Source organism: Pseudomonas sp. B21-047 (assembly GCF_024748775.1).
Classification (GTDB): Bacteria; Pseudomonadota; Gammaproteobacteria; order Pseudomonadales; family Pseudomonadaceae; genus Aquipseudomonas; species Aquipseudomonas capeferrum.
Genome location: NZ_CP087169.1, coordinates 3,058,867 through 3,082,780, shown reverse-complemented (window position 1 = coordinate 3,082,780; position 23,914 = coordinate 3,058,867). Strand labels below are relative to the sequence as shown.

30 protein-coding genes and 2 pseudogenes are annotated in these 23,914 nt (G+C 61.1%); 9 read left to right on the top strand and 23 right to left on the bottom strand.

What is annotated here, in order from left to right; genetic code table 11:
* The 6 genes and pseudogenes from tnpB to LOY26_RS13855 all read right to left on the bottom strand — a co-directional run bounded on the left by tnpB (position 1) and on the right by LOY26_RS13855 (position 5,217).
* On the bottom strand, positions 1 to 360 hold the full coding sequence (gene tnpB, locus LOY26_RS13875) for an IS66 family insertion sequence element accessory protein TnpB (RefSeq protein ID WP_009687920.1): 360 nt from the start codon (positions 358 to 360) through the stop codon (positions 1 to 3).
* A gap of 204 nt (positions 361 to 564) precedes the next feature.
* The gene (locus LOY26_RS13870) at positions 565 to 1,095 is read right to left on the bottom strand and encodes a calcium-binding protein (protein WP_258713657.1); all 531 of its coding nucleotides are present in this window, start codon (positions 1,093 to 1,095) and stop codon (positions 565 to 567) included.
* A 9-nt stretch (positions 1,096 to 1,104) separates the two neighbouring features.
* Positions 1,105 to 1,173: pseudogene (locus LOY26_RS27060) on the bottom strand (hypothetical protein); the annotation flags it as partial.
* 144 nt (positions 1,174 to 1,317) lie between these two features.
* Entirely contained in the window at positions 1,318 to 2,157 is an 840-nt protein-coding gene (locus tag LOY26_RS13865) for a hypothetical protein (protein WP_258713656.1), read from the bottom strand.
* 222 nt (positions 2,158 to 2,379) lie between these two features.
* Positions 2,380 to 4,437 (bottom strand): annotated as a pseudogene (locus LOY26_RS13860) (type I secretion system permease/ATPase); the annotation flags it as partial.
* 423 nt (positions 4,438 to 4,860) lie between these two features.
* The gene (locus tag LOY26_RS13855) at positions 4,861 to 5,217 is read right to left on the bottom strand and encodes a hypothetical protein (RefSeq protein WP_258713655.1); all 357 of its coding nucleotides are present in this window, start codon (positions 5,215 to 5,217) and stop codon (positions 4,861 to 4,863) included.
* A 475-nt stretch (positions 5,218 to 5,692) separates the two neighbouring features.
* Here LOY26_RS13855 and LOY26_RS13850 point away from each other — a divergent pair, with 475 nt between their 5' ends.
* The 4 genes from LOY26_RS13850 to LOY26_RS13835 all read left to right on the top strand — a co-directional run bounded on the left by LOY26_RS13850 (position 5,693) and on the right by LOY26_RS13835 (position 8,110).
* Positions 5,693 to 6,046 (top strand): Mu transposase domain-containing protein, encoded by a 354-nt coding sequence (locus tag LOY26_RS13850; RefSeq protein WP_258713654.1) that lies wholly within the window; start codon positions 5,693 to 5,695, stop codon positions 6,044 to 6,046.
* A 1,055-nt stretch (positions 6,047 to 7,101) separates the two neighbouring features.
* Positions 7,102 to 7,398, top strand: a complete 297-nt coding sequence (locus tag LOY26_RS13845; protein WP_186661351.1) for a hypothetical protein — start codon at positions 7,102 to 7,104, stop codon at positions 7,396 to 7,398.
* A 63-nt stretch (positions 7,399 to 7,461) separates the two neighbouring features.
* Positions 7,462 to 7,659: a hypothetical protein gene (locus LOY26_RS13840; protein ID WP_186661353.1), complete on the top strand. Its 198-nt coding sequence runs from the start codon at positions 7,462 to 7,464 to the stop codon at positions 7,657 to 7,659.
* Positions 7,660 to 7,810: 151 nt separating this feature from the next.
* Positions 7,811 to 8,110, top strand: coding sequence for a hypothetical protein (locus LOY26_RS13835; protein ID WP_238338687.1), 300 nt, complete (start codon positions 7,811 to 7,813; stop codon positions 8,108 to 8,110).
* On the opposite strand, the gene LOY26_RS13830 is transcribed toward LOY26_RS13835, so the two are convergent.
* The 3 genes from LOY26_RS13830 to LOY26_RS13820 form a co-directional block, all read right to left on the bottom strand.
* Positions 8,082 to 8,324 (bottom strand): hypothetical protein, encoded by a 243-nt coding sequence (locus LOY26_RS13830; RefSeq protein ID WP_186661355.1) that lies wholly within the window; start codon positions 8,322 to 8,324, stop codon positions 8,082 to 8,084. The genes LOY26_RS13835 and LOY26_RS13830 overlap by 29 nt on opposite strands.
* Positions 8,325 to 8,399: 75 nt before the next feature.
* Positions 8,400 to 8,861 carry a GNAT family N-acetyltransferase gene (locus LOY26_RS13825; RefSeq protein ID WP_186665226.1) on the bottom strand — a complete coding sequence of 154 codons (462 nt, stop codon included), beginning with the start codon at positions 8,859 to 8,861 and terminating at the stop codon, positions 8,400 to 8,402.
* Positions 8,862 to 8,963: 102 nt separating this feature from the next.
* Positions 8,964 to 9,185 (bottom strand): hypothetical protein, encoded by a 222-nt coding sequence (locus LOY26_RS13820; protein WP_238347560.1) that lies wholly within the window; start codon positions 9,183 to 9,185, stop codon positions 8,964 to 8,966.
* Between the two features lie 193 nt (positions 9,186 to 9,378).
* Between LOY26_RS13820 and LOY26_RS13815 the strand changes: the two genes are divergently transcribed.
* Positions 9,379 to 9,738: a hypothetical protein gene (locus tag LOY26_RS13815; protein WP_156310050.1), complete on the top strand. Its 360-nt coding sequence runs from the start codon at positions 9,379 to 9,381 to the stop codon at positions 9,736 to 9,738.
* Between the two features lie 61 nt (positions 9,739 to 9,799).
* Here the strand turns inward: LOY26_RS13815 and LOY26_RS13810 are convergent, their stop codons facing one another.
* Positions 9,800 to 10,006 (bottom strand): hypothetical protein, encoded by a 207-nt coding sequence (locus LOY26_RS13810; protein ID WP_033698116.1) that lies wholly within the window; start codon positions 10,004 to 10,006, stop codon positions 9,800 to 9,802.
* 305 nt (positions 10,007 to 10,311) lie between these two features.
* On the opposite strand from LOY26_RS13810, the gene LOY26_RS13805 reads away from it, so the two are divergent.
* Positions 10,312 to 11,112, top strand: coding sequence for a lipopolysaccharide biosynthesis protein (locus LOY26_RS13805; protein WP_258713653.1), 801 nt, complete (start codon positions 10,312 to 10,314; stop codon positions 11,110 to 11,112).
* Positions 11,113 to 11,189: 77 nt separating this feature from the next.
* Complete coding sequence (locus LOY26_RS13800; protein WP_033698112.1) at positions 11,190 to 11,690, top strand: methylated-DNA--[protein]-cysteine S-methyltransferase; 501 nt, start codon at positions 11,190 to 11,192, stop codon at positions 11,688 to 11,690.
* Positions 11,691 to 11,713: 23 nt separating this feature from the next.
* Here the strand turns inward: LOY26_RS13800 and LOY26_RS13795 are convergent, their stop codons facing one another.
* The 3 genes from LOY26_RS13795 to LOY26_RS13785 all read right to left on the bottom strand — a co-directional run bounded on the left by LOY26_RS13795 (position 11,714) and on the right by LOY26_RS13785 (position 13,289).
* On the bottom strand, positions 11,714 to 11,938 hold the full coding sequence (locus LOY26_RS13795) for a hypothetical protein (RefSeq protein ID WP_189673323.1): 225 nt from the start codon (positions 11,936 to 11,938) through the stop codon (positions 11,714 to 11,716).
* 14 nt (positions 11,939 to 11,952) lie between these two features.
* Positions 11,953 to 12,696, bottom strand: coding sequence for a carbon-nitrogen hydrolase family protein (locus LOY26_RS13790; protein ID WP_186665230.1), 744 nt, complete (start codon positions 12,694 to 12,696; stop codon positions 11,953 to 11,955).
* Between the two features lie 77 nt (positions 12,697 to 12,773).
* Complete coding sequence (locus tag LOY26_RS13785; RefSeq protein WP_186665232.1) at positions 12,774 to 13,289, bottom strand: DUF3016 domain-containing protein; 516 nt, start codon at positions 13,287 to 13,289, stop codon at positions 12,774 to 12,776.
* A gap of 75 nt (positions 13,290 to 13,364) precedes the next feature.
* Here LOY26_RS13785 and LOY26_RS13780 point away from each other — a divergent pair, with 75 nt between their 5' ends.
* Positions 13,365 to 14,090: a metallophosphoesterase gene (locus tag LOY26_RS13780; RefSeq protein ID WP_186661368.1), complete on the top strand. Its 726-nt coding sequence runs from the start codon at positions 13,365 to 13,367 to the stop codon at positions 14,088 to 14,090.
* On the opposite strand, the gene LOY26_RS13775 is transcribed toward LOY26_RS13780, so the two are convergent.
* Together LOY26_RS13775 and LOY26_RS13770 are read right to left on the bottom strand one after the other, a co-directional pair.
* Positions 14,038 to 14,652 carry a LysE family translocator gene (locus LOY26_RS13775; RefSeq protein ID WP_186661371.1) on the bottom strand — a complete coding sequence of 205 codons (615 nt, stop codon included), beginning with the start codon at positions 14,650 to 14,652 and terminating at the stop codon, positions 14,038 to 14,040. The two genes, LOY26_RS13780 and LOY26_RS13775, sit on opposite strands and share 53 nt — an antisense overlap.
* A gap of 65 nt (positions 14,653 to 14,717) precedes the next feature.
* Positions 14,718 to 15,530: an AraC family transcriptional regulator gene (locus LOY26_RS13770; protein WP_186661373.1), complete on the bottom strand. Its 813-nt coding sequence runs from the start codon at positions 15,528 to 15,530 to the stop codon at positions 14,718 to 14,720.
* 130 nt (positions 15,531 to 15,660) lie between these two features.
* Between LOY26_RS13770 and LOY26_RS13765 the strand changes: the two genes are divergently transcribed.
* Entirely contained in the window at positions 15,661 to 16,284 is a 624-nt protein-coding gene (locus tag LOY26_RS13765; RefSeq protein ID WP_033698098.1) for a LysE family translocator, read from the top strand.
* Positions 16,285 to 16,304: 20 nt separating this feature from the next.
* Here the strand turns inward: LOY26_RS13765 and LOY26_RS13760 are convergent, their stop codons facing one another.
* The 8 genes from LOY26_RS13760 to LOY26_RS13725 form a co-directional block, all read right to left on the bottom strand.
* Positions 16,305 to 16,580, bottom strand: coding sequence for a peptidylprolyl isomerase (locus tag LOY26_RS13760; RefSeq protein WP_016499499.1), 276 nt, complete (start codon positions 16,578 to 16,580; stop codon positions 16,305 to 16,307).
* Between the two features lie 59 nt (positions 16,581 to 16,639).
* Entirely contained in the window at positions 16,640 to 17,119 is a 480-nt protein-coding gene (gene eco, locus LOY26_RS13755; protein WP_186661381.1) for a serine protease inhibitor ecotin, read from the bottom strand.
* Positions 17,120 to 17,174: 55 nt separating this feature from the next.
* The gene (gene hbdH, locus LOY26_RS13750) at positions 17,175 to 17,945 is read right to left on the bottom strand and encodes a 3-hydroxybutyrate dehydrogenase (RefSeq protein WP_186661384.1); all 771 of its coding nucleotides are present in this window, start codon (positions 17,943 to 17,945) and stop codon (positions 17,175 to 17,177) included.
* 44 nt (positions 17,946 to 17,989) lie between these two features.
* A complete protein-coding gene (locus LOY26_RS13745; RefSeq protein WP_186661385.1) occupies positions 17,990 to 19,006 on the bottom strand; it encodes an ABC transporter permease in 1,017 nt (338 codons plus the stop codon).
* On the bottom strand, positions 19,006 to 20,064 hold the full coding sequence (locus LOY26_RS13740; protein WP_186665236.1) for a microcin C ABC transporter permease YejB: 1,059 nt from the start codon (positions 20,062 to 20,064) through the stop codon (positions 19,006 to 19,008). The genes LOY26_RS13745 and LOY26_RS13740 overlap by 1 nt, the downstream gene beginning before the upstream one ends.
* On the bottom strand, positions 20,061 to 21,896 hold the full coding sequence (locus LOY26_RS13735; RefSeq protein ID WP_258714907.1) for an extracellular solute-binding protein: 1,836 nt from the start codon (positions 21,894 to 21,896) through the stop codon (positions 20,061 to 20,063). Before LOY26_RS13735 ends, LOY26_RS13740 begins: the two co-directional genes overlap by 4 nt.
* A gap of 64 nt (positions 21,897 to 21,960) precedes the next feature.
* The gene (locus LOY26_RS13730) at positions 21,961 to 22,242 is read right to left on the bottom strand and encodes a peptidylprolyl isomerase (protein WP_186661390.1); all 282 of its coding nucleotides are present in this window, start codon (positions 22,240 to 22,242) and stop codon (positions 21,961 to 21,963) included.
* A gap of 79 nt (positions 22,243 to 22,321) precedes the next feature.
* Positions 22,322 to 23,383 carry a 3-deoxy-7-phosphoheptulonate synthase gene (locus LOY26_RS13725; RefSeq protein ID WP_186661391.1) on the bottom strand — a complete coding sequence of 354 codons (1,062 nt, stop codon included), beginning with the start codon at positions 23,381 to 23,383 and terminating at the stop codon, positions 22,322 to 22,324.
* Between the last annotated feature and the right edge of the window lie 531 nt (positions 23,384 to 23,914).

Below are 23,914 nucleotides of genomic sequence, written 5' to 3'. Positions count from 1 at the left end.
TCAGGCAACGAAACGGGGTGTCAGAACCTGATGTGGACGGTTGCGCCAGAGGTCGAAGCCGTCGAGTAACCAGTTAAGTTCCTGGACGGTCAGGACGATGGCTTCGTCGGTGGCGTCGGGGGAAGTTTTGAAACGTTCGGCTTCGAGGCGCTTGAGCCAAAGGCAGAAGCCGTTGCGCTCCCAGTACAACACCTTGATGCGGTTACGGGCTTTATTGAGGAAGACGAAAAGTACGGGGTCGAACACGGCGACTTTGATGTCCAGCTCGACCAGGGCGGTGAGGCCGTCGATGGATTTTCGAAAATCCACAGGCTTGGGGTAGAGGTAAACTTTTTCGACTTTGCTGTCGGGACGCATCATGGCGGACTGGCTCCAGAAAGAAATCGGGAGCGCAGCATCGGGCTTCAGGTAGTCGCTTGGAATGTGGGCTTCATGGAGCGGACACGGAAAACCTGGCCCAGTTGGGCAATGAGGTTAACAGTACCTCTCGACATGAAACCCGTAGCATTATCCTCTCGGCTCTCGCAGGGGCGGCATTTGCCCTGGTGACGAGCTGGGTAGCATTCAGGGTCTTTTCCTGACTGACAGCTGCCTCGTGCGAAATTGCATCCACTTAACCACTTGATTGCCCGTGCCACCCACGAAGAGGTTGTTCGAGGCACTGGTACTGTCCTTGAGCACATCATCGCTGGCATCGCCGTACAGACGGTTGCTGCCGCTGCCGCCGTCGAGGGTGTCGTTGCCCGCGCCGCCGTGCAGTTCGCCCAGATTGTCCCAGTCAGTCAGCACATCGTCATGGTCCGTCCCAAAAAGGGTCATCGCCTTGATGTGGGCATAGCTCCAAACGGTGCCGTCAGCGAAGCGAATCTCTTCCAGCTTGTAGTAGCTTGCGCCGTCGCTGGTGAAGTAGTTGCTCATCGTCACCTTGTCGGTCGAGCCCGCCAGCGACAGGATCAGATTGTTGCTCGAACGGGTGACCAGGATATCGCTCGACGCGATGTCCGCCGCGAACTCGATAGCATCCACCTTGCCGGTGCTGCTGTCGTTGTTGTTGTTGACCGTGTCCTGGCCCCAGCCACGGCTGAAACGGTACACGTCGCTGTCGGCATCGCCGCTCAGGGTGTCGTTGCCGGCGCCGCCTTCGAGGATGTCGTTGCCGGTGCTGCCGTACAGGCTGTCGTAGCACTGGCTCCTCCACTCTGAATAGACAGCTGGTAAGCTCCAAGCTGGGCAACCGTAACCGATTGAGTCATAATTTAATTTCCATTTAAATTATTACAGGACTCGGGCGAATACTTTTTACGTGTTCGCTGAGGGTCAATTTTCAGGTTTAAGTCCGCTAACAAAACCCACTACTACATTTCTAATTTCACGCCACTGCGATAGATGTTCTCTAGAAAATCGAACAGAGAGCATAGCCTTAGCACTAGGCTCCATGCTGAATTTCATGACGCAGGTCGCGACACCTCTCGGCACATAGGTTTTGCCACAGGAGATATATAAGTCAGCTGCGTCAGATTCGTTATGACCAAAGAATTTATCGCTTGCTCTTTCGTTATCTTTTGCAGGTCCCCCCAGTTGTGGGTCAGTCCCTGAAACCACAAAAGCATCTAGACCATATATCATTTCAGGGGTGCGCTCGTAATTGTCAAGCCAAAACTCATTCGGAGATCTTATGCTACTTAAAACAGCGTCCAATTGGCGCTGAGCAGCCTGAGGTCCTGGGTATATCTCTCCAGAATTAACCCCAATGCTCAGCCAGAGGCTATGCTTGTTCAGGAAATTTGATCGATAATCGTCTTTTAGTTCTTTGCTGCTTTTGCAGGACATCTCCGGCAGTCGCACATCCATTCCCAAACTACGAATATTCCGCGTATATCTATTTGGTGCGGCATCGCTCGGTCTTTCTCCAAAACCTGGATCGCCGTCGTACTCCACAAGCTCAGCGCAATCGCGTGGGATCTTGATTTTCATCCCGCCGAGCACCCCAGTTATATCTCCGGTAGAGCAAGACCTGCAGACACCTTCAGAGAGCCAAAATTTACCTGGCTCAACCCAGCCACTGGCGATGTAGCCAATAAAGGTCACTACAAAAACTGCTAGCGTAGTAAATAAAAATCTAGCACCGCGCCAATTTGTCAGCACATTACGGATCATTTTTCACACCCCAATAAAAGCTAAATATACAAACTATCTTTCCATCAAGCTTTCATCTTTGTATTCTCGGAGCGGACTCAAGAAATAATCAATAACCTTTCTTTTGTCTTTCTTCACTTCCGCCCGCACTGCCATGCCCGGTGACAGGTCGATACGGTTCTCGCCGACCTGGATGCTGTTCTCCTTCAGTTGAATCCGCGTGCTATACACCAGCCCCAGCTTCTGCCCGCGGTCCATGACCAGGATGCGGTTGGCATCGCGCACGGCAGACAGCCGGTGGGCGATGATGATCACCGTGCGGCGCTTGCAGATGGCCTGCATGTTCTGCTGGATCACCCGCTCGGACTCGTAGTCCAGGGCGCTGGTGGCCTCGTCGAAAATAAGCTCCCGCGGGTTGCCGATCAGCGCGCGGGCGATGGCGATACGCTGGCGCTGGCCGCCGGACAGCGAGGCACCGTGCTCGCCGACCACGGTGTCGTAACCTTCTGGCAGCTCGAGGATGAACTCGTGGGCACCGGCCAGCCTGGCCGCCTGAATCACCGCTTCCAGCGGCGCCCCCGGGTCGGTCAGGGCGATGTTCTCGCGGATGCTACGGGCGAACAGCATGTTGTCCTGCAGCACCACGCCGATCTGCCGGCGCAGCGAGGAGACATCGGCTAGAGCCAGATCCATTCCGTCCACCAGCACGCGTCCACGCTCGGGGGTATAGAGGCGCTGCAGCAAACGCGTCAGGGTGCTCTTGCCGGAGCCGGAGCGGCCGACTACACCGATCACTTCGCCGGCGTTGATCTGTAGGTTCACCCCGCGCAGCACCTCCGAGCCATCAGGGCGGTAGCGGAAGTGCACCTGGTCGAACTCGATCTGCCCCTTGAGCGGCGGCAAGGCGCTGCGGGTGGCCTGGGACAGTTCGGTGCGCGCGTTGAGGATGTCGCCCAGGCGCTGCACCGACACCCCGGTCTGCTGGAAGTTGGTCCACAGCTGGGCCAGGCGCATGATCGGCTGCGATACCCGACCGGCCAGCATATTGAAGGCGATCAACTGACCCACCGACATATCGCCGTCGATCACCAGGCGCGCCCCCAGCCACAGGGTGGCCACTGTCACCAGCTTGCCCACCAGGCCGACGGCCTCAAAGGCCAGGGTCGACAGGGTTTGGGTCTTGAAGCTGGCGGCCACATAGCCGGCCAGCTGATTGTCCCACTTGCGGTTGATCTGTGGCTCTACGGCCATAGCCTTGAGGGTGTCGATGCCGTTGACCGTCTCGACCAGGAAGGCCTGGTTCTCCGCGCCGCGCGAGAAACTCTCGTTGAGCCGCGCGCGTAGCACCGGAGTGATCAGCAAGGAGATCAGGAAGTACAACGGCAGCGAGAGGACCACCACCAGGGTCAGCCAGCCGCTGTAGTAGAACATCACGGCGATGAACACGACCGAGAACAGCACATCGAGGATCAGGGTGATGGCGTTGCCAGTGAGGAAGCTGCGGATATTCTCCAGTTCGCGCACTCGCGCCACCGAATCACCCACCCGTCGGGCCTGGAAGTAAGCCAGCGGCAGGGTCACCAGATGGCGGAAAAGCCGTGAGCCCAGCTCCACGTCGATGCGGCTGGCCGTGTGGGCGAACACGTAGCTGCGCAGGCCGCTGAGCAGCGTCTCGAAGAGCATGATGCCGAGCAGGCCGACAGCAATCACGTCCAGGGTCGACAGGCCGCGATGCACCAGCACCTTATCCATCACCACCTGGAAGAACAGCGGCGTGAGCAACGCGAAAATGTTGAGCACGAAGGAGACCAGCAGCACTTCGCAGAGTAGCTTGCGGTACTTGACGATGGCCGGGATGAACCAGGTGAAGTCGAACTTGCTCAGCTCACCGGCCAGCGAGGCTTCGGAGCGGATCAGCAACAGCTCGCCGGTCCAGCGTTGCTCCAGTTGCTCGAAGCTCAGCACTTCAGGACGGTGCGCACGCGGATCGTGGATCAACGCCTTGCCATCGTCGATCCGGGCAATGATGAAGTAGCGGCCGTCACGGTCGGCAGCGATGGCGGGCAGCGGGGTGGTATCCAGGCGGCTAAGCGAGCTGCGCGCGGACTTGGCCTTGAGGCCCAGCTTCTTGGCGGCTATGAGGAGTTCGGCACGGCCGAAGCGGCGGCCATCTTCGGCGAATTCGTGAGCGAGTTGTTCGGGGGAGGCGGCTACGTTATGAAAACGCGCCAGCATGACCAGACACGCAAGGCCTGTGTCAACCTCAGGCGAAACGCCCAATCCTTGGAGTTCGTCTTGCATTTCATTCCTTTGACACGAGCCTCGCGAGAGCATGCGTGGCCAATGGCTGCGCAATGTACCGGCCATGCGCCACTCCGACAAGGTGCTGGCTACCAAGAGATGCGTGTGGGGAAACCCTCAGCTGCTCAAAGGTGGGTATCCAGGAGCTGGCCTCTCTGCGTCTAATGGGCGCGGAAGCCAAATGCTCTTGGGTGGAAATGGCTCAGGCTGGAGAGCGTTGATACTGCTCCACCCCCATTGCCGGCAGCGCTCATCTTGTTCGAGTCGGTGTATGACTTCTGCCGGTACATTGGTGCCTGCGGATATGTACTGGGGTGCCAGGGCATGCACTACATGGAAGCCCGTCATGCCAGCCAGTAACCGACGCATGATGTGCACCCGCTGCAGCCATGTCAGGCCGCGACGCTTACCGTCGGTGGTTTGCTACATAATCAAATTGAGTGCGGCAGAGCACTCAAGCATGTCCTGCCCGCTCATGCAGAAGCGCCGATGGCGTGGCGAACCCAGCGGCAGAATACGCTGCGCAAACAGCTTGAGCAGCGGCTCCGCCAGCTCCCGGTTTTGCCATTCGATGCCCATTATCAGCAGCGCCGTATAAATACTGCGCGCCAATCGCTCCGTATTCTTGCGGTTGCCCTGCACGATGGCTTCGCGCAGCAACCAGGTCAATGCCGCCAGGGCATCCGGGCTAGCGATGCGCTCCAGCTTTCTCATCAGTACGACGGTGACTTTGGCCCGCTGCCAGTAAACCTCGATACCACCGACAGGTTCGAACAGCACCGCCTGCGTAACCACGCCTGTCGCGGGGAGAACCTATGAAACTGACCATTGAGCAACTCCGGCAGGCTATTCGCCATGCCTGCAATCCTTCGCTATCGCATCGGGCGGTGGCGTGCCTAGTGGAGATATCACCCAATACCGTTCGCGGCCTGCGAGATCGGCTGAGCCAGCGAGGTGAGGGCTGGGAACAGTTGCGCGACCTGGAGGATGCCGCCTTGCAGGCCCGCTTCAGCGGTGGCGTACGGGCGGTAGCCGTCGAGCTGTACCCAGTTGGACGACTGTCCATGAGCAATTGCAGCAGCGGGACGTCACGCTGGATCTGCTCTGGCAAGAGTTCCGCGTGGGCGAGCCGGATAGCGTCTCCTACGCGCAGTTCACTCGCCTCTACCGGGCCTGGCGTAACCAGCAGAAAATCAGCATGCGGTAGATCCATAAACCCGGCGACAAGCTGTTTGTGGATTTTTGCGGACGTACCATGCCCATCGTCAACCGCGACACCGGAGAAGTATCCAAGGCTCAAGTTTGTGTCGGTACTCTGGGAGCCTCGGGCTACCTCTACGCCACGGCAGTGGCCAGCCAAACAGTAGCCGACTGGCTGCACTGCTCCGTGCCGTTTCATTATATCCACCTGCTGGTGGATATCCGGGTCAACAGCGATCGCCTGATGGTGTGTCATCAGCGTCGTCAGATTGCCAGCCATGCCCTGGCGCAAGGCGTCGGCGTCACCACGGTGCCGGAGCACCTGCCGCCTCAGCACCGGCATCAGCGAGACATCCAGTCAGAAGCCTTGCTGGTCTGGGCCGAATCCATCGGCCCCTATCAACCTTGACGCCTCGCCATCGCCGGGGCTTTTCGTTTTGCGCCGATGCCTGGTGACGGCAAATGTGGTTTGACTGGCAGTAAACCACTGAGCCAGTATGGCCTTACCTGTCGTTCCTGTGGTTTTCGAGGAATGATCCCCATAAGCCTCGCCAGAGAAATCTGCCGGGGCTTTGTCGGCTTTGGCTTAGGAGGATATATGACCAGAGCACAACGCCGACACGATACACGCCGAATCAAGGCTCGCTTCTACCGGAAGCAGCGCTTCCACGAATGCTGGACGACTAATCCACGCAATGCAGGGCTGTTCGCCAACCACGGCAAAGTCTGTTCCTGCTGGCTGTGTGGCAATCCCCGTAAGTTGGGATACCTGACCCTGCAGGAGCAGCGAGCAGATTTGGCCTGTGATGAATGAGATAGGCATGCATTCAGCTGGGCTTTTCGCTAATGGCAGTGAAGGAGAAGCTTGATTTCATCTGCCGGCAGACGGCCGAACTGGCAGGGCCCGCCGGTTCGGATACAGTTAGCGGTCAAATGGGGGCTTTGAGATGCTGAGCGCTGCTGACGATGGGCGATGGATAACGAGCTTTTATGAGTACATCGAAGACAAGCGCGCCAAGGAGGCGTTCGCGCTTTTGATTGGTACATTCGCGTGTCTGGGAAAGTTTCGTTGCGGGCGTAAGCCCCAGGGCGAAGTCCGCTCGGTAGGTATAGAAGTCGATGGCGAGTGTTGGTACACGATCATGCCTGCCAAGAAGTGGGTAACATTCCAATGGCGGCCGCCAGTGACAAGAACAAACAGGTTTCGGGTCGCCCTGTTGCGAAACGAGTTTCCAGAAGGCTTCACTGACTCGGCTCAGAAGGAGCACTGGTCAGTGAGGGTCGCTTGCCTTGAAGATGCCCTCAAACTCCTGCGAGTGCTGAATGTCGATTCGAGCCTGGCAACAGAGCGGCTAATCTGCGCATCTGTGATTAAGTGATCCATCGCCGCCGGAAGGGGTTGCGCGATCATTCGCACTGGGCTAATTCTAAAACTTTTATAGCCCGCCAAATCAGGAGGTTTTAATGAAGCGGTTACTGCTAGGTGCGGCGTTGTGTTCCATTGCGGGTATCGCCAATGCGCAGATCCCGCTGGTCAATGCCACATGCCCGGGGAATATCGAGGTGCATGCCGATGAGGGCGGCCCTGTGTACATCAATGGCAAGGAAGCGAAATTGAAGAAATTCAGTGACACGTACTTCGAAGCCAAGGGCGCTGGGGTAACGGTATCGATCATGGTTAACCCTGACGGATCGCCGGGCGTTTCGTACACCGGCAAGGGTCGCGCTAATGGTGTCTGTGAACTGACAGAGCAAGATTGAAGAATCTGTAACGTAGCCACGCGCCGACGCAATGGACCTGAGTGTGCAAACAAGGAATGGGTAATGGCTTGGCGTAAAAAACTGGAGACCTTTCAAAAGCGCTTCACGCCCCGACACCGGCGTATTGTCGGCGGGGCTGTGATGGCGGTCTGGGCCATTGGTGTGGTGGTTCACCCTGGGCAGTACTTGCTCGCGCTCTCCATACCTGGGGTCATCATTTTCATGAGCGCATGGCCGCCAGAGCTGGACGGTAAACCCTGAGGCCTTGATATGCAGAGGCGAAAATGACTTCACTTTCGCCTGACAGCCAGTTGTCCGATTCAGCTCTCATTCCGACTAAGTGCAGTTGCGTGCCGTTTGGCTTTGGCTATGGTGGCATTTACGCATACAACTAAAGTCGTAGGAGGGCGGCATGCGGATTCGCGGCGACGTTTTCTGGGGCTGGGCAGACCCAACGCTTCACCATCGGTCACACGACGAAACGTTAAACGATGGAACCTACATCGATGTCCAGGTGCGACTGTCGCGAACAGGCAGCACGCAGATGTTCATCGGTGTTTATGCCCCTAGCGGCATGGCGATTCATGAAGAGGCATTCGATTCGCGCCCAGGCGAGTCGATGACTCGCGCTTTGGCCTGGGGCGTAGGCCGAGCGCGGCGTATTGCGAGCGATGCGGTGCCTGTCAACGAGCAATTTGCCTGTTCGAAGTAGCGGGTAGAGCAGTGTCTGTGATTTTTGCGGCAACTGACCTCAACTCATCGGCGACGCCGTCGATGGACTTGATATGAGCGCGTACATCGATCTTGGTCTCAGAAGTCGCTCTGGCCTCCATGAACTTGGCATGCCCGGTCATGGCCTTGCTGAGTGCATTGAGGTGGTCGGCCGTTTTGACGAGGTCTGATTTGATGGTTTGAAGCGGTTCCATGATCTTGGCTGCGTTCCTTGAAGTGTGCGTCTACGGCCCAGTTGGGCCTCGCTGCGGCATCGTTTGGGCGCAGGGTCAGCGAAGTGATCGCGACATCAGCCACTGCGCCTTGCCCCAGGCCTCGAACTGCTCGATCACCGCCCAGCCACGCTTGGCATAGTAGGCCTGTTTGTCACTGGTGTGCAGGTATAAGGTTTCTACGCCGGTGTCACGTGCGTGAGTACATATGCCCTCGATCAACTGCTCGGCGATACCGGCACCTCTGGCTGCCGGGTGCACGAACACGCAGGCGAGCCAGGGGCCTAGCTCCGGGCGGGACGGCAGGTCTTCCTTGGCGAGGGCAGCGCCACCCAGCAAGTGGCCTTGATCCAGTGCGACCAGGCATTGCCATTGGCCATTGTCCTGGCCTTGCGCGAAGTCCAGCTGCCATTGGGCGAGGTCAATGTCCTCGAACTCATACTGGAATTGCTGATGAATCCATTGAGCGAAAGTGTCGCAATGGTTCATATGGTTTTCTAGCCAGTCAATTTGAGGCATGGGCGTCCTGCGCTGATCAAGCTGTAAAACGCATCATCACACACCATTGAAGAGGGTGTGGCAAGTCAAGCTGTCTCGTGTTTTCCACGGTTTGTTTCAACGCTAAGCGGGGTCCGTGTCTGACGTTTCGATATCGCCACCCTGCACCTGGAGCACTGAGCCTTTATCATCCGTAGCCAACAACCCAGTGCCTTGCACAGTGTCAGGCTGCAACTCTGCAAGTGGCATGTCTGCACTACGAAAGATGACGCGGCTTTCGTCGCCCGTCTTCAATGTGTGGAGGCTGCCGTTCTGGTAGAAGAAACGCGTGCAGTCGGTTGGCATAGGGTAGGTCCTCGCTTTGTACCGGCTGGATCAACATCCGCAAGGCAAACTATCTTCCCCCTTTACGGTTTTCGCTACTGGCAGAATTGACAGGTGCCAGCGCGCTTGTACTCAAGCAACATGCCCAGGCATGGACAAAGGCTGAGTGGCCACGACCTTGGTTGATTGGTACCCGTGCGCAACCCTCGGTAGAATGCCGCGTACCCCTAATGGCCAATTGCAAATGCCTACATTTCGTATCTTCTTCAGCGCTTTCATGGCTGCCAGCCTTGCCGGTTGCGCAACGCCAGGTAAACCCACAGCCAGTAAGCTGACCCATAAAACCCCCGCGCAGTTTGCCGCGTGCGTGATGCCGAAGTGGCGAGCACTGGCGCCACTTGCCAACCAGAAGTCCATCGCCCACGGCTATCGGTTGACGGCGCCCAGCGCGGTGGCCTCTGACGATGTGCTGGAGGTAGTCGACGTACGTGACGGCAGCCGGGCAACGTTCTACAAGGGCAGCTTCCTGTCAGGCGACAAGCTGCGCCTGGCGGCCAGGGAGTGTCTGGACTGAGGTCAGTAATCCGCGCTGCCCATGTTGGTCTCTGGCTGACTGGCCTTGCACTGTATGCCAATCATCTCATTTCGAGCTTGTTGTTCATCCGCTCACACTGCATCTGCGCATCGGTTCTGCTCGGGTAGCTGGGTTTCAGCCGCTCCTTCGCCAAGTTGTCATAGATGTCGAAGCCGCCGCTTACGGTAGCCGCGTAGTAGCGGCTAGCGATGCGGAAGGACTCCTTTTCGATGGGTACCGCCGGAACGATAACGAATCTTGGTTGCATGTTTCGTGCCTCCCCAGGCAGAGACTTAAGTATTAGTCTCGCAATGGGTAACCATCAAGGAGGCTCATGAAGAAACGACGAATAGTTCAAGTGGCAAAAATGCACAGGCAGGCCGAAGGCCGGGGAACGGGTACGAAATGCGTAGGTCTGAAAGACACAGCACCTGTGTGGAAAACGGTGTGTACTTAGTTTTTGGACAGATTTAGACCCTTCAGTCGCTTTGTGTAAGGTTTATGTAAAAGCGTCCGCTGCGCGTACAAGGACCGGTATCGTGTTTTGTACTGTCCAGTCCAAAGTAGCCAATGATGAACACACTTCCGTCGCAGCCAAGCGCTGAACGCGGGGCGTTCTCCAGTTTCGAGGCGTGTCGCAATACCCAGCAAGGCCCCGTGGTAATTCTGGCTTCGGGCGCCTCAGCCAAGCATTTCCCCTTGGGCGAATTTGCCCATCTACCGATCATCGCCATGAATGGTTCAGTTGCCATGACTGCCGAGCATGGCGTGAAGCCGTTCTTTTACGTGTGCACCGACAAGAGCTTTGGCCAACAGCAACCAGCACTGTTCGCCACCGCCTTGCGTGACAGCCAGCGCCTGGCGTTATGGCCAGAGCAGTTCGAAGGTGCCGATATTCCCGCCGCCAGCGAATGCTATGCCTTGCACAAGGCGCACACGCCAGGCTTGCTCGACGGTATGCGCGGGCACGGTGACAGTTGTGTCTGCAACCGAGCGTTGTGGAGCAAACGAGCCCGCTCGATTGCCTTCAGCAAAAACCTGTCGCAGGGCTTTTTCGATGCCCGCACGGTCGCTTATGTGGCCCTGCAACTGGCGTATCACCTGGGTTTTGAAGAGGTGTTGCTGGTGGGCGTAGATCTTGATCAGGCGGTAGGGCGCTTTTACGAAACCACCGAAGGGGAACACTCGCCCTGCGGCCTGGACCAGCACTGGGACAGCCGTATCCTGCCGTCACTGACGCTGATGGCGCGGCAAGTGGTCAATGAGCACTTTCACGTCTACAACCTGTCGGCGGCTTCGCGTATTCCGACCGAGCTGATCCCCAAGGTCAACCTGTCCGAAGCCAGGCGCATTGCCGGTTGCGCGATTGGTTGAGCAAGAAAGCGGGTGCGTGCGGCCTTGGGCATGGGTAGAGTGCGCTGACCGTAACGCAGCCAGCAGGAACCTCCCCTATGTCCAGTGCCTTCACCTTGATGCAATCCCCCGTCGGCACGCTGACGCTGGTGGCCCGCGGCGAGCGGCTGGCAGCGGTGCTGTGGGAGGAGGAGCGGGAGAACCGCGTGCGGCTCGGCGCCCTTCATCGCGATGATCACTGCCCGGTTCTGCTGGACACCGCCCGCCAGTTGGGCGAGTACTTCGCCGGTAAGCGACGCTGCTTCGACCTCGCGTTGGACTTCGCCGGCACGCCGTTTCAGCGTGAAGTGTGGGCTGCATTGCTGGCCATTCCCTTCGGCGAAACCCGCAGCTACGGCGACATCGCCCGACAGATCGGTAACCCCAGCGCGGTCCGTGCGGTGGGCGCAGCCAATGGGCGCAACCCGATCTCGATCATTGCGCCATGCCATCGGGTGATCGGCGCTTCGGGCAGCCTTACCGGCTTTGCCGGCGGGCTTGCGGCAAAGCAATACCTGCTGGCGCTGGAAGGGCGACAGAGCCTGGCCTTGGCGCTTTGAGCCGGGCCACAGCAAGGTATCGATCAGCCAAACCAACTCGCGATCAGGCAAGCCACCAGCGCAAGCGCTGAGCCGGCCATCAAGGTGTACTGCCTGTGGGCCCGCCGTGCCTGCGGCCTGACCTCGCGCAGGTACTCGCCAGGTGTCGGGGCATCGGGCCGGTGGCGCAGGCCTTCGGCGATATTGGCCAGTTGGCCCTGGATCAACAACCCGACCAGGTAATGAGTCGACGCGTAGCTCGCCAGCATTACTAACAGATACTTCACGCAGGGAGTGCCCTCAAAGGTACGGCAGACGCGCTGGCGGTGGCGGTATCCAGTACGATCAGCCCTTCGCAGCGGTCATCCAGGCTGGCCAGCAGTCGGCCTTGGTGGTCCCAGGCCGCCGACCCGCCTGCGCCAATGAAGGTATCGGCCGGCCCCACGCAGTTGGCCATCAATACGCCAAGGCCCAGCTGGCGCGCGACCTGGGGGTAGTGCTCATGACCTTCGCGAATACCCTTGGCCGTTTTCGCCACACTCACGAGGTACACCTGCGCACCCTGTGCGTGAGCCGCTGCCGCATGTTCGATGAACATCGACTCGTAACAAATGGCGGGCGCCACCCGATGCCCAGCCACGTCCAGGAGCAAGGGCTGATCACCTGTGGTGAAGTAGGGCAGCTCGTCGCTGTGCAGGCGTTGTTTGGCATAGGCCTGGCGAGGCGCACCCGGGCTGAAGATCGGCATGCCGATCTGGACGCCGTCAGGTGTCGGCAAGGGCAGGCCCACGGCGACCGTGATGCCATGTCGATCGCACAGCGCCTGCAGATGGTCGAGCCGCGACGAAGACAGCGGCAAGGCGACCTGGCGGGCCAAAGTCGGCTCGTAGCCGGTCAGCGACAGTTCAGGAAACACCACCAGCTCGGCACCCAGCGCCACCGCCTGCTCGATGCAGACAAGGTGGCGTTCGAGGTTGCCCTGTAGGTCGCCCTTGAGCGAAGCCAATTGCACGGCGCAGAGTTTCATCAACAGCTCCTTCCCTGGTACAGACCGAAAGGCCGAGCATACTATCGGCGGCAACACCTGTACCAGTGAAGGGATTATCAGGAAGCCGGATGCGGCGCGAAGCGCTGGCGGAACCAGTCGTTCAGCATCGCCTTTTCGGCATACAGGCGGTCGCTGCTGCTGGTTACGCGCCCGGGGCGGCTGAGGTACATCTTGTCGCTGACCCGCTCCTGGGCTTGCTGGGCAGGTATGCCGGGCTGGTTGAGGATGTAGCTGAGGTCGATGGTCGGCCAGGTGATTTCGCGCATGAAGCGCACATCATAGGCACGACTGTGCCAAGGCTCGAAGCGGCCGGCCAGGTCGATGTCACGGATGTTGATGACCAGTTGCTGGTCCGCCTGCAAATAGCGCTGGCCGAGCTTCTGCAGGTACTCGGTCAGGCTCTTCATGACATAGGCATCGGCCCCGCGCTCGTATCCGGGGCTGTCGAGGCTGGCATCGCGAAATTTCTCGGGCTGGTCAAAATGCACCTCGACCTGCGCAGCCGGGGCGCCTTGTGCCATGCTGTTCAGTGAAAGCGCCATGAGCACGGCACACACAAGGGCGGTACGCATGATGCACCTCCGGGGCGGTTTGCGTGTAGCGCCATTCTACGCCTGCCAGGCTGGCGCCAGCAGAGGAAGATTGTAATGAGTCGGTTTCTACGGCTAGCCGCCAATACCCAGGGGCGCGACCTGGCGGTAGGCGACATCCACGGGCACTTCGGGCGCCTTGTGATGTGCCTGGAGCAGGCCGGGTTTGACCCAGCGGTAGACCGCTTGTTCAGCGTCGGCGACCTGGTCGACCGTGGCCCTTACAGTGAAGCGGCGCTGCAATGGCTGGACCGGCCTTGGTTCCACGCGGTGCAAGGTAACCATGAGGCGCTGGCGATTACCTACCTGCGCGGTGGCCGGCTCGACCTGCAGATGTATCGCGCCGCCGGTGGTGGCTGGTTTCTCGACCTGCCCAGAAACGAGCAGGTGCGTTTCGTCGAACGCTTCGAGCAATTGCCGATCGCCATGGAGGTCGAAAACGAGCGGGGGCTGATCGGCCTGTTGCATGCCGACAGCCCGTTCGCCGACTGGGCCGTTCTGCGCACCTGGCTGGAGCTGGACGACGACCCCGAAGTGCGTGAAGTTTGCCAATGGTCGCGGCGCCGGCTCAAGGAGGGCGACACCCAACCCGTGCACGGTGTCCGCGCCTTGCTGGTCGGGCACACGCCCGTGCTGCAAGCCAAGCTGCTGGGCAATGTCTGGCATCTGGATACCGGCGGTTGGGCCAATGGCCATTTCAGCCTGATCGACCTGGCAACCCTTGAACTGGTCAGCCCCGGGCAAGGTGCAGGGCCAGCCCCACTGCCAACACGATCAGCATGACCCCTGAGGCCCGTTCCAGCCATGGCAAGGTGCGCGCGAAACGCTGCAACACGCGTTGATTGCCGATGGCCACGGCTACCAGCAGGTCCCAGAGCAGTACCATGCTGAACATCCAGCTTGCATAGACCACCTTCCAGCCGACGCTGCTGCTGGCCACCATGCTGGCGAGGCTGGCATAGAACAGGGCATTCTTGGGGTTGAGAATGCCCGACAGAAACCCAAGCACCAAGCTGCGCCACCAGCCCGGCACGGCCCCGCTGTCGGCTACAGCGGCCAGGCTGGAGCGCCCCGCGTAGCGCAAGAACTGCGTGCCGATGTACAGGAGGTAGGCCGCGCCGGCCAGCTGCAAGCCAATGAACAGCGGGCTACCTTCATGCAGTATCGACAGGCCGGTGAACGCCATGGCGATGAAGGCGCCATTGGCCAGTGCGATGCCCAGGCAGGCGCCGCTGGCGATTCGCCAACCGCCGCTGACCGAAGTGCGGGCGACCAGGAAAAAGTCCGGGCCGGGTGAAAGCAGGGCAAGGAAGTGGGCGAGGGCGATGATCAGCAACTGCTCCATGGACGGGACGACTCCGGCTGGGGAAAGCCGCAGTCTGGCGTCGCGCCGGGTGAGCGTATTGAAGATTATTGCGCACCCCGGTATTGACCCGGCGTCACCCCCACATGCGCCTTGAACACCCGCTGAAAATGGCTTTGGTCGGCAAACCCGAGCTGGTAGGCGACCTCCGCCAACGCCTGGCCCTGGTTGAGCAACTGCCGGCCCCGGTTGACCCTGGCATTGAGCAGGTAGGCATGCGGGGTCAGCCCGGTGGCGGCGCGGAACGCTCGGATCAACTGGTAGCGCCCCAGCCCCGACTCCCGGGCCAGTAGATCGAGGCTCAAGCGTGCGGGGTCGGCTGCCTCGATACGCTCGACCAGCCCACTGAGCATGGACGCCCCCAGCGCGGGTTCCGCCTCCAGTGTGGGGTGTACGTAGAAGTCCTGATCGCCCATGAAGGCAATCAGCGCCGCCTCTTTCTCGCCATGGCTGGCCTTGGAGAACAGCAGTGCATTCAGTGCGCAGAATTGACGGTACAGGGCGGGCGCGCGGCTGATGCGGGCCGGCTCGCCAGGTCGTGCACCGCGCAGCCCAGACTCCTGGCGCAGGTGCGTCAACCAGCTGGCATCCACATGCAGCATCTGGTAGCTCCAAGCCTGCCCCGGCTCAGGGTTGCAGGCGTGCACACGCCTTGCCGGTACCATCACCAAGGTGCCGGGTGTCAGGCGCTCCGTAGCACGGCCCGCGCCGGTGAAAAGGCTGAAGCCGGCATCGACTGCGCCCATGGAGAAGGTTGGATGGCTATGCGCCTTGTAGCAGGCCCGGCTTTGGCAGGCGCGGCGGCTTTCGACGAAGGGCAGGGCAGCATCGCGCCAGACAGAGGCTTGTGAGCGGGGCATGACGGGGTCCTCGGCAAGGGCAAAAGCTTAACAGCTGCAGGTGACCCATACAGTTTTTTCGCCTGGCTGTAGCTTGACCCTGCGCGCGTCAGCCGTCGAAATAAGCGCTTGAAGTCATAGGAAAACAAAAATGGACCTTTCCAGCCTGCTGCTGTTCATCCCTGCCTGCTTCGCCCTGAACATGGCGCCCGGGCCCAACAACCTGCTGTCTTTGCACAATGCCAGCCGCTATGGCCTGCGCACGGCATGCGTGGCCGGCGGTGGCCGCATTGTCGCCTTCAGCGGCATGATCGCGCTGGCCGCCATGGGCTTGGCGGTGGTGCTGCATACCAGCGAATACCTGTTTCTCGCCATCAAGGTGGTCGGCGCTGCCTACCTGTTCTACATCGCCTGGCAGCTGTGGCGGGCACCGGTGGCTGAGGCCGTAGTCGCGGCCGACCATCCACGCGGTACCTGGCGCCTGGCGCGGCAAGAGTTCTGGGTGGCAGCGGGCAACCCCAAGGCCATTCTGATCTTCACGGCCTTCCTGCCCCAGTTCGTATCGGTTGGCAGCGCCACGCCGGTCAGTGAGCAGTTTTTGTGGTTGGGTGTGATGTTCCTGCTGCTGGAGTGGGCGGCCATCGCCATTTATGCCGGCCTTGGCACCTACATGCAGCGCTGGTTCAGCCAGCCAGGGCCGCGTCGGCTGTTCAACCGGGTCAGCGCCGCCTTGCTGGGCTGCGCTGGCCTTGGTCTGCTGGCGGCGCGCCGCTAAGACGGCGCGTGAGGGCAGGGTCAATCGCGATAGAAGGTCTGCACCAGGTGGTAGCCGAACTTGCTCTTGATTGGCCCATGTACCACGCGCAGCGGCTTTTTGAAGATCACCTGGTCGATCGCCCCGACCATCTGGCCGGGGCGCACCTCACCCAGGTCACCGCCGCGCTTGCCTGACGGGCAAATGGAAAACTTCTTCGCCAGCACATCGAAAGCCTCGCCATTGGCGATGCGCTGCTTGAGCTTTTCGGCTTCGTCAGCGGTCTTGACCAGGATGTGGCGGGCTTGAGCTTTCATGAGGCACCTGTGCTTCGGGGTAAAAAAAGGGCGCCATTATGCCTGATCGAGCAACGTGCTTACTCCACTTTTGCCTTTTGCACGTCTTGCGAAGCCGACCATACGCGGTAGCGCACCTCGACCCCTCTGGGCACATACACCACCACCGGCAACTTGCTGTTGTAGCGCAGCATGAAGCCTTCACCGACCACGGGCACAAACGCGTCGGTCTTCTTGCCATCCGGGCAGGCCATCAGCGTGCTGGCGGGGCCGGCGACCTTGTCCAGACGGTAGTAGTTGTAGCCCCAGCCTTCAAGGGTACGTTCTTCGAGGTTGCCCCCCAGGTGCTGGCGGTTGCAGTCGACTTTGAGCGTCTTGCCGGCGAGTATTTCCAGTTTGTAGGCCGACTCATCGGCCTGGGCGGGCAGGTGGATGACTTGCCGGGTGTAGCCTTTTTCCGCCTCGGGATAGGGCGCGACGTCCTTCAAGCTGGCGGCCATCGCCGGAGCGGCAGCAGCCAGGGTCAAGGTCAGGATCGCGGAGAGTGTGATTGGGCGCATTAAGGCCTCCTTGCAGTCGAAAGGTGCGAGACCTTTGCCAGATCAAGGCCGGCCCTCACTGGGCCAACCAGCCGCCATCGACATTCCAGGCGGCACCGCGGACCTGGCTTGCGGCCTCGCTGCACAGAAATAGTACCAGCTCGCCCAGCTGCTCGGGGGTGACGAAGGCCAATGAAGGTTGCTTCTCGGCCAGCAGGTCCTGTTGTGCCTGCTGCGCTTCGACACCGTTGGCGGCGCGATCGTCGATCTGCTTTTGCACCAGCGGGGTCAGCACCCAGCCTGGGCAGATGGCATTGCAGGTGACATTGCTGGTGGCGGTTTCCAACCCCACGACCTTGGTCAGGCCGACCACGCCATGCTTGGCGGCCACGTAGGCGGCCTTGCCGGTGGAGCCGACCAGGCCATGCACCGAGGCGATATTGACGATGCGCCCCCAGTTGCGCGCGCGCATGCCGGGCAGGGCCAGGCGGGTGCCGTGGAATACCGCCGACAGGTTCAGGGCTATGATCTTGTCCCAGCTTTCGACCGGAAACTGCTCCACCGGAGCCACGTGCTGGATACCGGCGTTGTTGACGAGGATGTCCACGCCACCGAATTGCCGTTCGGCGAGGGCGAACAGGGATTCGATCTGCGCCACGTCCGACAGGTCGGCGGGGTGGTGGGCAACCTTCACGCCGTGGCGGGCGATTTCGGCCAGTGCCGGTGCCGGGTCGCCAAAACCATTGAGCAGAATGTCGGCCCCAGCGCCGGCCAGCACCTGGGCGATACCCAGGCCGATGCCGCTGGTGGAACCGGTGACGAGTGCAGTCTTGCCTTTGAGGGTCATGCGGATGCTCCCTGTCTACGTGATCAAAATGTATGGGGCGGCTGTTACCCGCGTGGGTCGAACGCCTCACGCAGTGCATCGCCGATGAACACCAGCAACGACAGCACCAGTGCCAGCGCGAAAAACGCGGTAAACCCAAGCCAAGGGGCCTCCAGGTGCTGCTTGCCCTGGGTCACCAACTCGCCCAGCGAAGCACTCCCGGCCGGCATGCCGAAGCCCAGAAAGTCCAGCGCGGTCAAGGTGGTGATCGCCCCGGTCAACATGAACGGCACATACGTCAGGGTGGCATTCATGGCATTGGGCAGGATGTGCCGCAGCATCACCTGGCTGTCGGGCAGCCCCAACGCGCGCGCGGCTTTGACGTACTCAAGGTTGCGCCCCCGAAGGAACTCGGCACGCACCACATCGACCAGGGCCAGCCAGGAGAACAGCGCCATGATCCCCAGCAACCACCAGAAGTCCGGCTCGACGAAGCCGCTGAGAATGATCAGCAGGTACAGCACCGGCAAGCCCGACCATACTTCCAGCAGGCGCTGCCCGAGCAGGTCGACCCAACCGCCGTGATAGCCCTGCAGCGCCCCTGCGGTCACGCCAATCAGCACGCTGACCACAGTCAAGGCAAAGGCGAACAGCAGCGACACCCGTGTGCCGTACAGCACCCGCGCCAGCACGTCACGTCCCTGGTCATCGGTGCCCAGCCAGTTGGCTGCGCTGGGCGGGCTGGGGGTCGGTACTTGCAAATCGTAGTTCGGCGTGTCGGCACTGAACGGGATCGGTGCGAACAGCATCCAGCCACCCTGGCTGTCGATCAACTGGCGCACGTAGGCACTGCGGTAGTCCGGCTGAAACGGCAACTGGCCGCCGAATTGCTGCTCGGTGTAACGCTTGAGCGCCGGGGTGTACAGCTCGCCCTTGTAGCCAAGCAGCAAAGGTTTGTCATTGGCCACCAGCTCCGCGCCCAGGCTCAGCAGCAAAAGGCCGGCAAACAGCCACAGCGAGACCCAGCCAAGGCGGTTGCGGCGAAAGCGTTGCAGGCGGCGGCGCGAGACGGGCGAGAGCATCAGTTGGCCCTCGTGTCGAAGTCGATGCGCGGGTCGAGCAGTGTGTAGCACAAGTCGCCGATCAGGCGGATCAACAGCCCTGCCAGGGTAAAGATGAACAGCGTGCCGAACACCACCGGGTAGTCGCGCGACACGGCTGCCTCATAGCTCATCCGCCCAAGCCCATCGAGGGAAAAGATCACTTCGATCAACAGCGACCCTGCGAAAAACACCGTGATCAACGCCTGGGGCAGCCCGGCCACCACCAGCAGCATGGCATTGCGCAACACATGGCCGTAGAGCACGCGGCGCTCGCTCAGGCCCTTGGCCCGGGCGGTGACCACGTACTGGCGGGAAATCTCGTCGAGAAAGGCATTTTTGGTCAGCAGCGTCAGGGTGGCGAAACCGCCGATCACCAGCGCACCGACCGGCAGCACCAGGTGCCAGAAATAGTCGGCGACCTTGCCCAGCAGGCTCAGCTGGTCGAAGTTCTCCGATACCAGGCCGCGCACCGGGAACCAGTTCAGTGACGTGCCACCGGCAAACAGCACGATCAGCAACAAGGCGAACAGAAACGAGGGCAGGGCATAGCCGATCACGATCAACCCGCTGCTCCAGGCATCGAACCGGCTGCCGTGGCGCACGGCCTTGCGGATGCCCAACGGGATAGACACCAAGTAGGTGATGAGCGTGGCCCAGAAGCCCAGTGACAAGGTGACCGGCAGCTTGTCGAGGATCAGGTCGGTGACCTTGGCCCCGCGAAAGAAGCTCTGGCCGAAGTCGAGCCGGGTGTACTGGCCGAGCATCAGCCACAGGCGCTCGGGGGCTGACTTGTCGAAGCCGTACTGGCGCTTGATCTCTTCGATCAGTTTCGGGTCCAGGCCACGGGTGGCCCGCGATTCGCTGTGCACCCCTTCGGCACGCGCGCCTGGCGCGCCGCCGCCGATGCCCTGCAGCCGCGCCACCGCTTGCTCTACCGGGCCGCCCGGCGCGGCCTGGACGATGGCGAAGTTGACCAACAAAATCGCCAGCAGGGTCGGGATGATCAGCAACAGGCGACGCAGCACATAGGCGGTCATGGGGTGGCCTTCCTGCGCTCGGCCATCTGCGCGTTGGTCAGCGCGGTAGGGCTGACTTCCCACCAGGTGTCCAGGCCTTCGTCATAGGTGGCCTGCACCTTGGGCAGGCCGAAGCGGTTCCACCAGAGCGTGGAACTGCCGGGTGGGTAGTAGTTGGGGATCCAGTAGTAGTTCCACTGCAGCACGCGGTCCAGGGCATGGGCATGGCGCAGCATGTCGGCTTGCGTACTGGCGCGCACCAGGCCATCGACCAAGCTGTCGACGGCCGGATCCTGGAGCACCATCAGGTTGTTCGAGCCGGGGTCGTGGGCCGCTTGCGAGCCAAAGTAGTTGTACAGCTCGGCGCCGGGCGACAGCGTCACCGGGTAGCCGGTGACGATCATGTCGTAGTCACGCGCCATCAGGCGGTTGACGTACTGGGCCGAGTCGACATTGCGGATGTTGAGGGTGACACCGATCTGCGCCAGGTTGCGCTTCCAGGGCAGCAGCAGGCGCTCCAGGCCAGCCTGGCCATTGAGGAAGGTGAATTCCAGCGGTTCGCCGTGGGTGTTCACCAGGCGATCGCCCTCGGGGCGCCAGCCGGCTTGCTCAAGCAAGGCCAGCGCTTGCAGCTGCTGAGTGCGGACAATGCCAGAGCCATCGGTGACCGGGGCCGTGAAGACGTGAGTGAAGACTTCATCAGGCACCTTGCCGCGCAACGGTTCCAGCAGTTCCAGCTCGCTGGCGTCCGGCAGTTCGCGGGCTGCCAGCGGGGTGTTGGAAAACACGCTCTGCTGGCGGATGTAGAGGTTGCGCATCATCTGCCGGTTGCTCCACTCGTAGTCCCAGAGCATGCCCAGCGCCTGGCGCACGCGGCGGTCGTGGAACTGCGGTTTGTCCAGGTTGAACACGTAACCTTGGGCGACTTGCGGTTTGGCTGGCCCCAGGTGAGCCCGCTGCAGACGGCCGTCGTCCAGCTGTGCGCCTTTGTAGCCTAGGGTGTAGCCGGTGGCGGAGAATTCGCGGTTGTAGTCGTAGCCGCCGCCCTTGAGTACTTGGCGCGCCACTTCGGTGTCGCCGAAGTACTCGATACGCAGCTTGTCGAAGTTGAACCGGCCACGGCTGACAGGCAGGTCTTTGGCCCACCAGTTGCGGTCCCGTTCAAAGGTGATGCTGCGGCCATTATCGATAGCCCCGATGCGGTACGGGCCGCTGCCCACCGGCCGCTCGAAGCCGCCGCCGTTGGCGAAGTCGCGCTGCTGCCAGTCATGCTCGGGCAGCACCGGCAGGCTCGCCAGGTCCAGCGGCAGGGTGCGGCCATGGCCTTGCCTGAAGTCGAAGCGCACGCGATGGGGGCTTTCGACCGTCACCCCGACGACATCGGCGAACTGCGTGCGGTACTTGAGGCTGCCCTTGCGCATCAGCAGCTCGAAGGTAAAGCGCACGTCTTCGGCGCGCACCGGCTTGCCGTCGGCGAAGGTGGCGCGCGGGTCGATCTCGAAGCGCAGCCAGGCATCTTCAGGGCCGCGTTCCATGCGCCGGGCGATCAGGCCATAAACGGTGTAGGGTTCATCGAACGCGCGCACGGCCAGCGGCGCGTACAGCCAGCCATCGACTTCGCTGACGCCGGTGCCTTTGTCGATGTACGGAAGAATGTGGTCGAACTGGCCAATCTCGAGGGCCGAGCGGCGCAGCATGCCGCCCTTGGGGGCGTCGGGGTTGCTGTAGTCGAAATGGCGGAAGGTGTCGCTGTAGCGGGGTGCTTCGCCATAGACGGTCAAGGCGTGGCTGGGGCCGGCGTGGGCGGGCTGGGCCAGGCACAGTGCCAATGCCAGCCAGCCCAGGCGATACAAGCCCCGGTAGCAGCACGCCGGTGCTGCTACAGGTGATACGTCGTTCCAGAGGAACAACGTGGCATCAGTCCTGACGGCTGGTCACTTCCAGCAGGTGATAACCGAATTGGGTCTTGACCGGGCCCTGGACAACGTTCAGCGGCGCGCTGAAGACCACGGTGTCGAACTCCTTCACCATCTGGCCTGGGCCGAACGAGCCCAGGTCGCCGCCTTGGCGGCTGGAAGGGCAGGTGGAGTTGGTTTTGGCGACTTCAGCGAAGTCGGCACCTGCTTCGATCTGGGCCTTGAGTTCGTTGCACTTGTCTTCGCTGCTGACCAGGATGTGGCGGGCGGTGGCACGGGCCATGGGTACTGCTCCTTAGGGTAAAAATGCAAGCCTAGCGCACTTGTTCGGGAAATGTCTCGCAAGGCTTGCTGGTGGCTTCCTACAGTTTTTGTGCAGCCTCGCGCAATAGCGTTTCGGTGGCGGCCCAGCCCAGGCAACCGTCGGTGATCGACACGCCGTACTTCAAAGCGCCTTTGCCCAAGGCCTGGCAGCCATCGAACAGATGCCCTTCGATCATCACACCGACAATCGAGCGGTCACCGGCCAGGCGCTGCGCCAGTACGTCCTCGAACACCGCTGGCTGACGCGCCGGGTCCTTGCCGCTGTTGGCATGGCTGCAATCGACCATGATCCGCGCCTGTAAACCGACCTTGGCCAACCCCTGGCGGGCCTGGGCGATGCTTGCCGCATCGTAGTTCGGGCCCTTGTGGCCGCCACGCAGCACCAGGTGGGTGTCGGGGTTGCCGAGGGTCTCGATGATCGCGGGGTAGCCCTGCGCATCCATGCCGAAGTGGCGATGCGGGTGGGCGGCGCTGCGCATGGCGTCGCTAGCAACGCCGATGCCGCCGTCAGTGCCGTTCTTGAAACCTACGGGCAAATCCAGGCCGCTGACCATTTCGCGGTGGATCTGCGACTCGGTGGTACGCGCGCCGATGGCGGCCCAGCCCAGCAGGTCGTCGAAGTAGCCCGCGGCCATCGGTTGCAAGAGTTCGGTGGCAATCGGCAGGCCGCGCTCGATCATGTTCAACATCAGGCCGCGCGACAGGGCGATACCTGCATGCATGTCATCGCTGCCATCAAGGCGCGGGTCGTAGGCCAGGCCTTTCCAGCCCACCGTGGTGCGGGGTTTTTCGACGTAGGCGCGCATCACCAACAGCAGCTTGCCGTCCACCTCGCGGCTCAGCGCGGCCAGGCGGTCGGCGTATTCCAGGGCCGAGCGTGGGTCATGGATCGAGCATGGGCCGACTACCACCAGCAGGCGCTCGTCGCGGCCTTCGAGAATGGCGCGGATGGCCTGGCGATGGGCATGGACTTGCTGGGTGAGTTCAGCGGTCAGCGGCATTTGCTGCTTGAGCAGGTGCGGGCTGGGCAGGCGCTGGCTGACGGTGGTATTGGCAGCTTGCGGTTGGGTCAGGGGCAGGGCGAGGTTCGAGGCTTGCATGGCGTTTTTCCCTGGGCGGACGGCGGGTTGTGGCCCGCGCGGTCGGCCCTATCGAGGTGTTCGACAGATCGTTGAGTGTGTGTTGTCTGCAGCGTTGCCACCTTTGAGGGACCGAACGGAGGCGGCAGGCTGGCCCGAACGGGATTGGCTAAATCGCCAGGCATAGGTGCTTGCGGAGTAATAAGTGGCGTAGTTCATGGATCTGTCCTCAATATGAATCGGTGTTGTTCAAAGGCCTGAAAAGCAAAACCCCCGGTCGGGGAGCCGACCGGGGGTTTGAGTATTCTCATGTTCGGCGGCCCCTCGAAAGTGGGCGCCGTGTAGGTATCAGCGGCGCCTAGTGGCTAAACCAATACCCAAAATAAAAGCTGGCAGGGGCCATGCTACCGGCAACGGCCAGCACAGGGCGCAGGGTGCGACCGGTGTGGTTGGCGTGATTGCAGGTGTGTTTCGGCATGTTGCTCTCCAGTGAATGAGCCCGAGCTTACTGCAGATCGGGCGTGCCGTTCAATGGGTAAATGCTATGGGGCA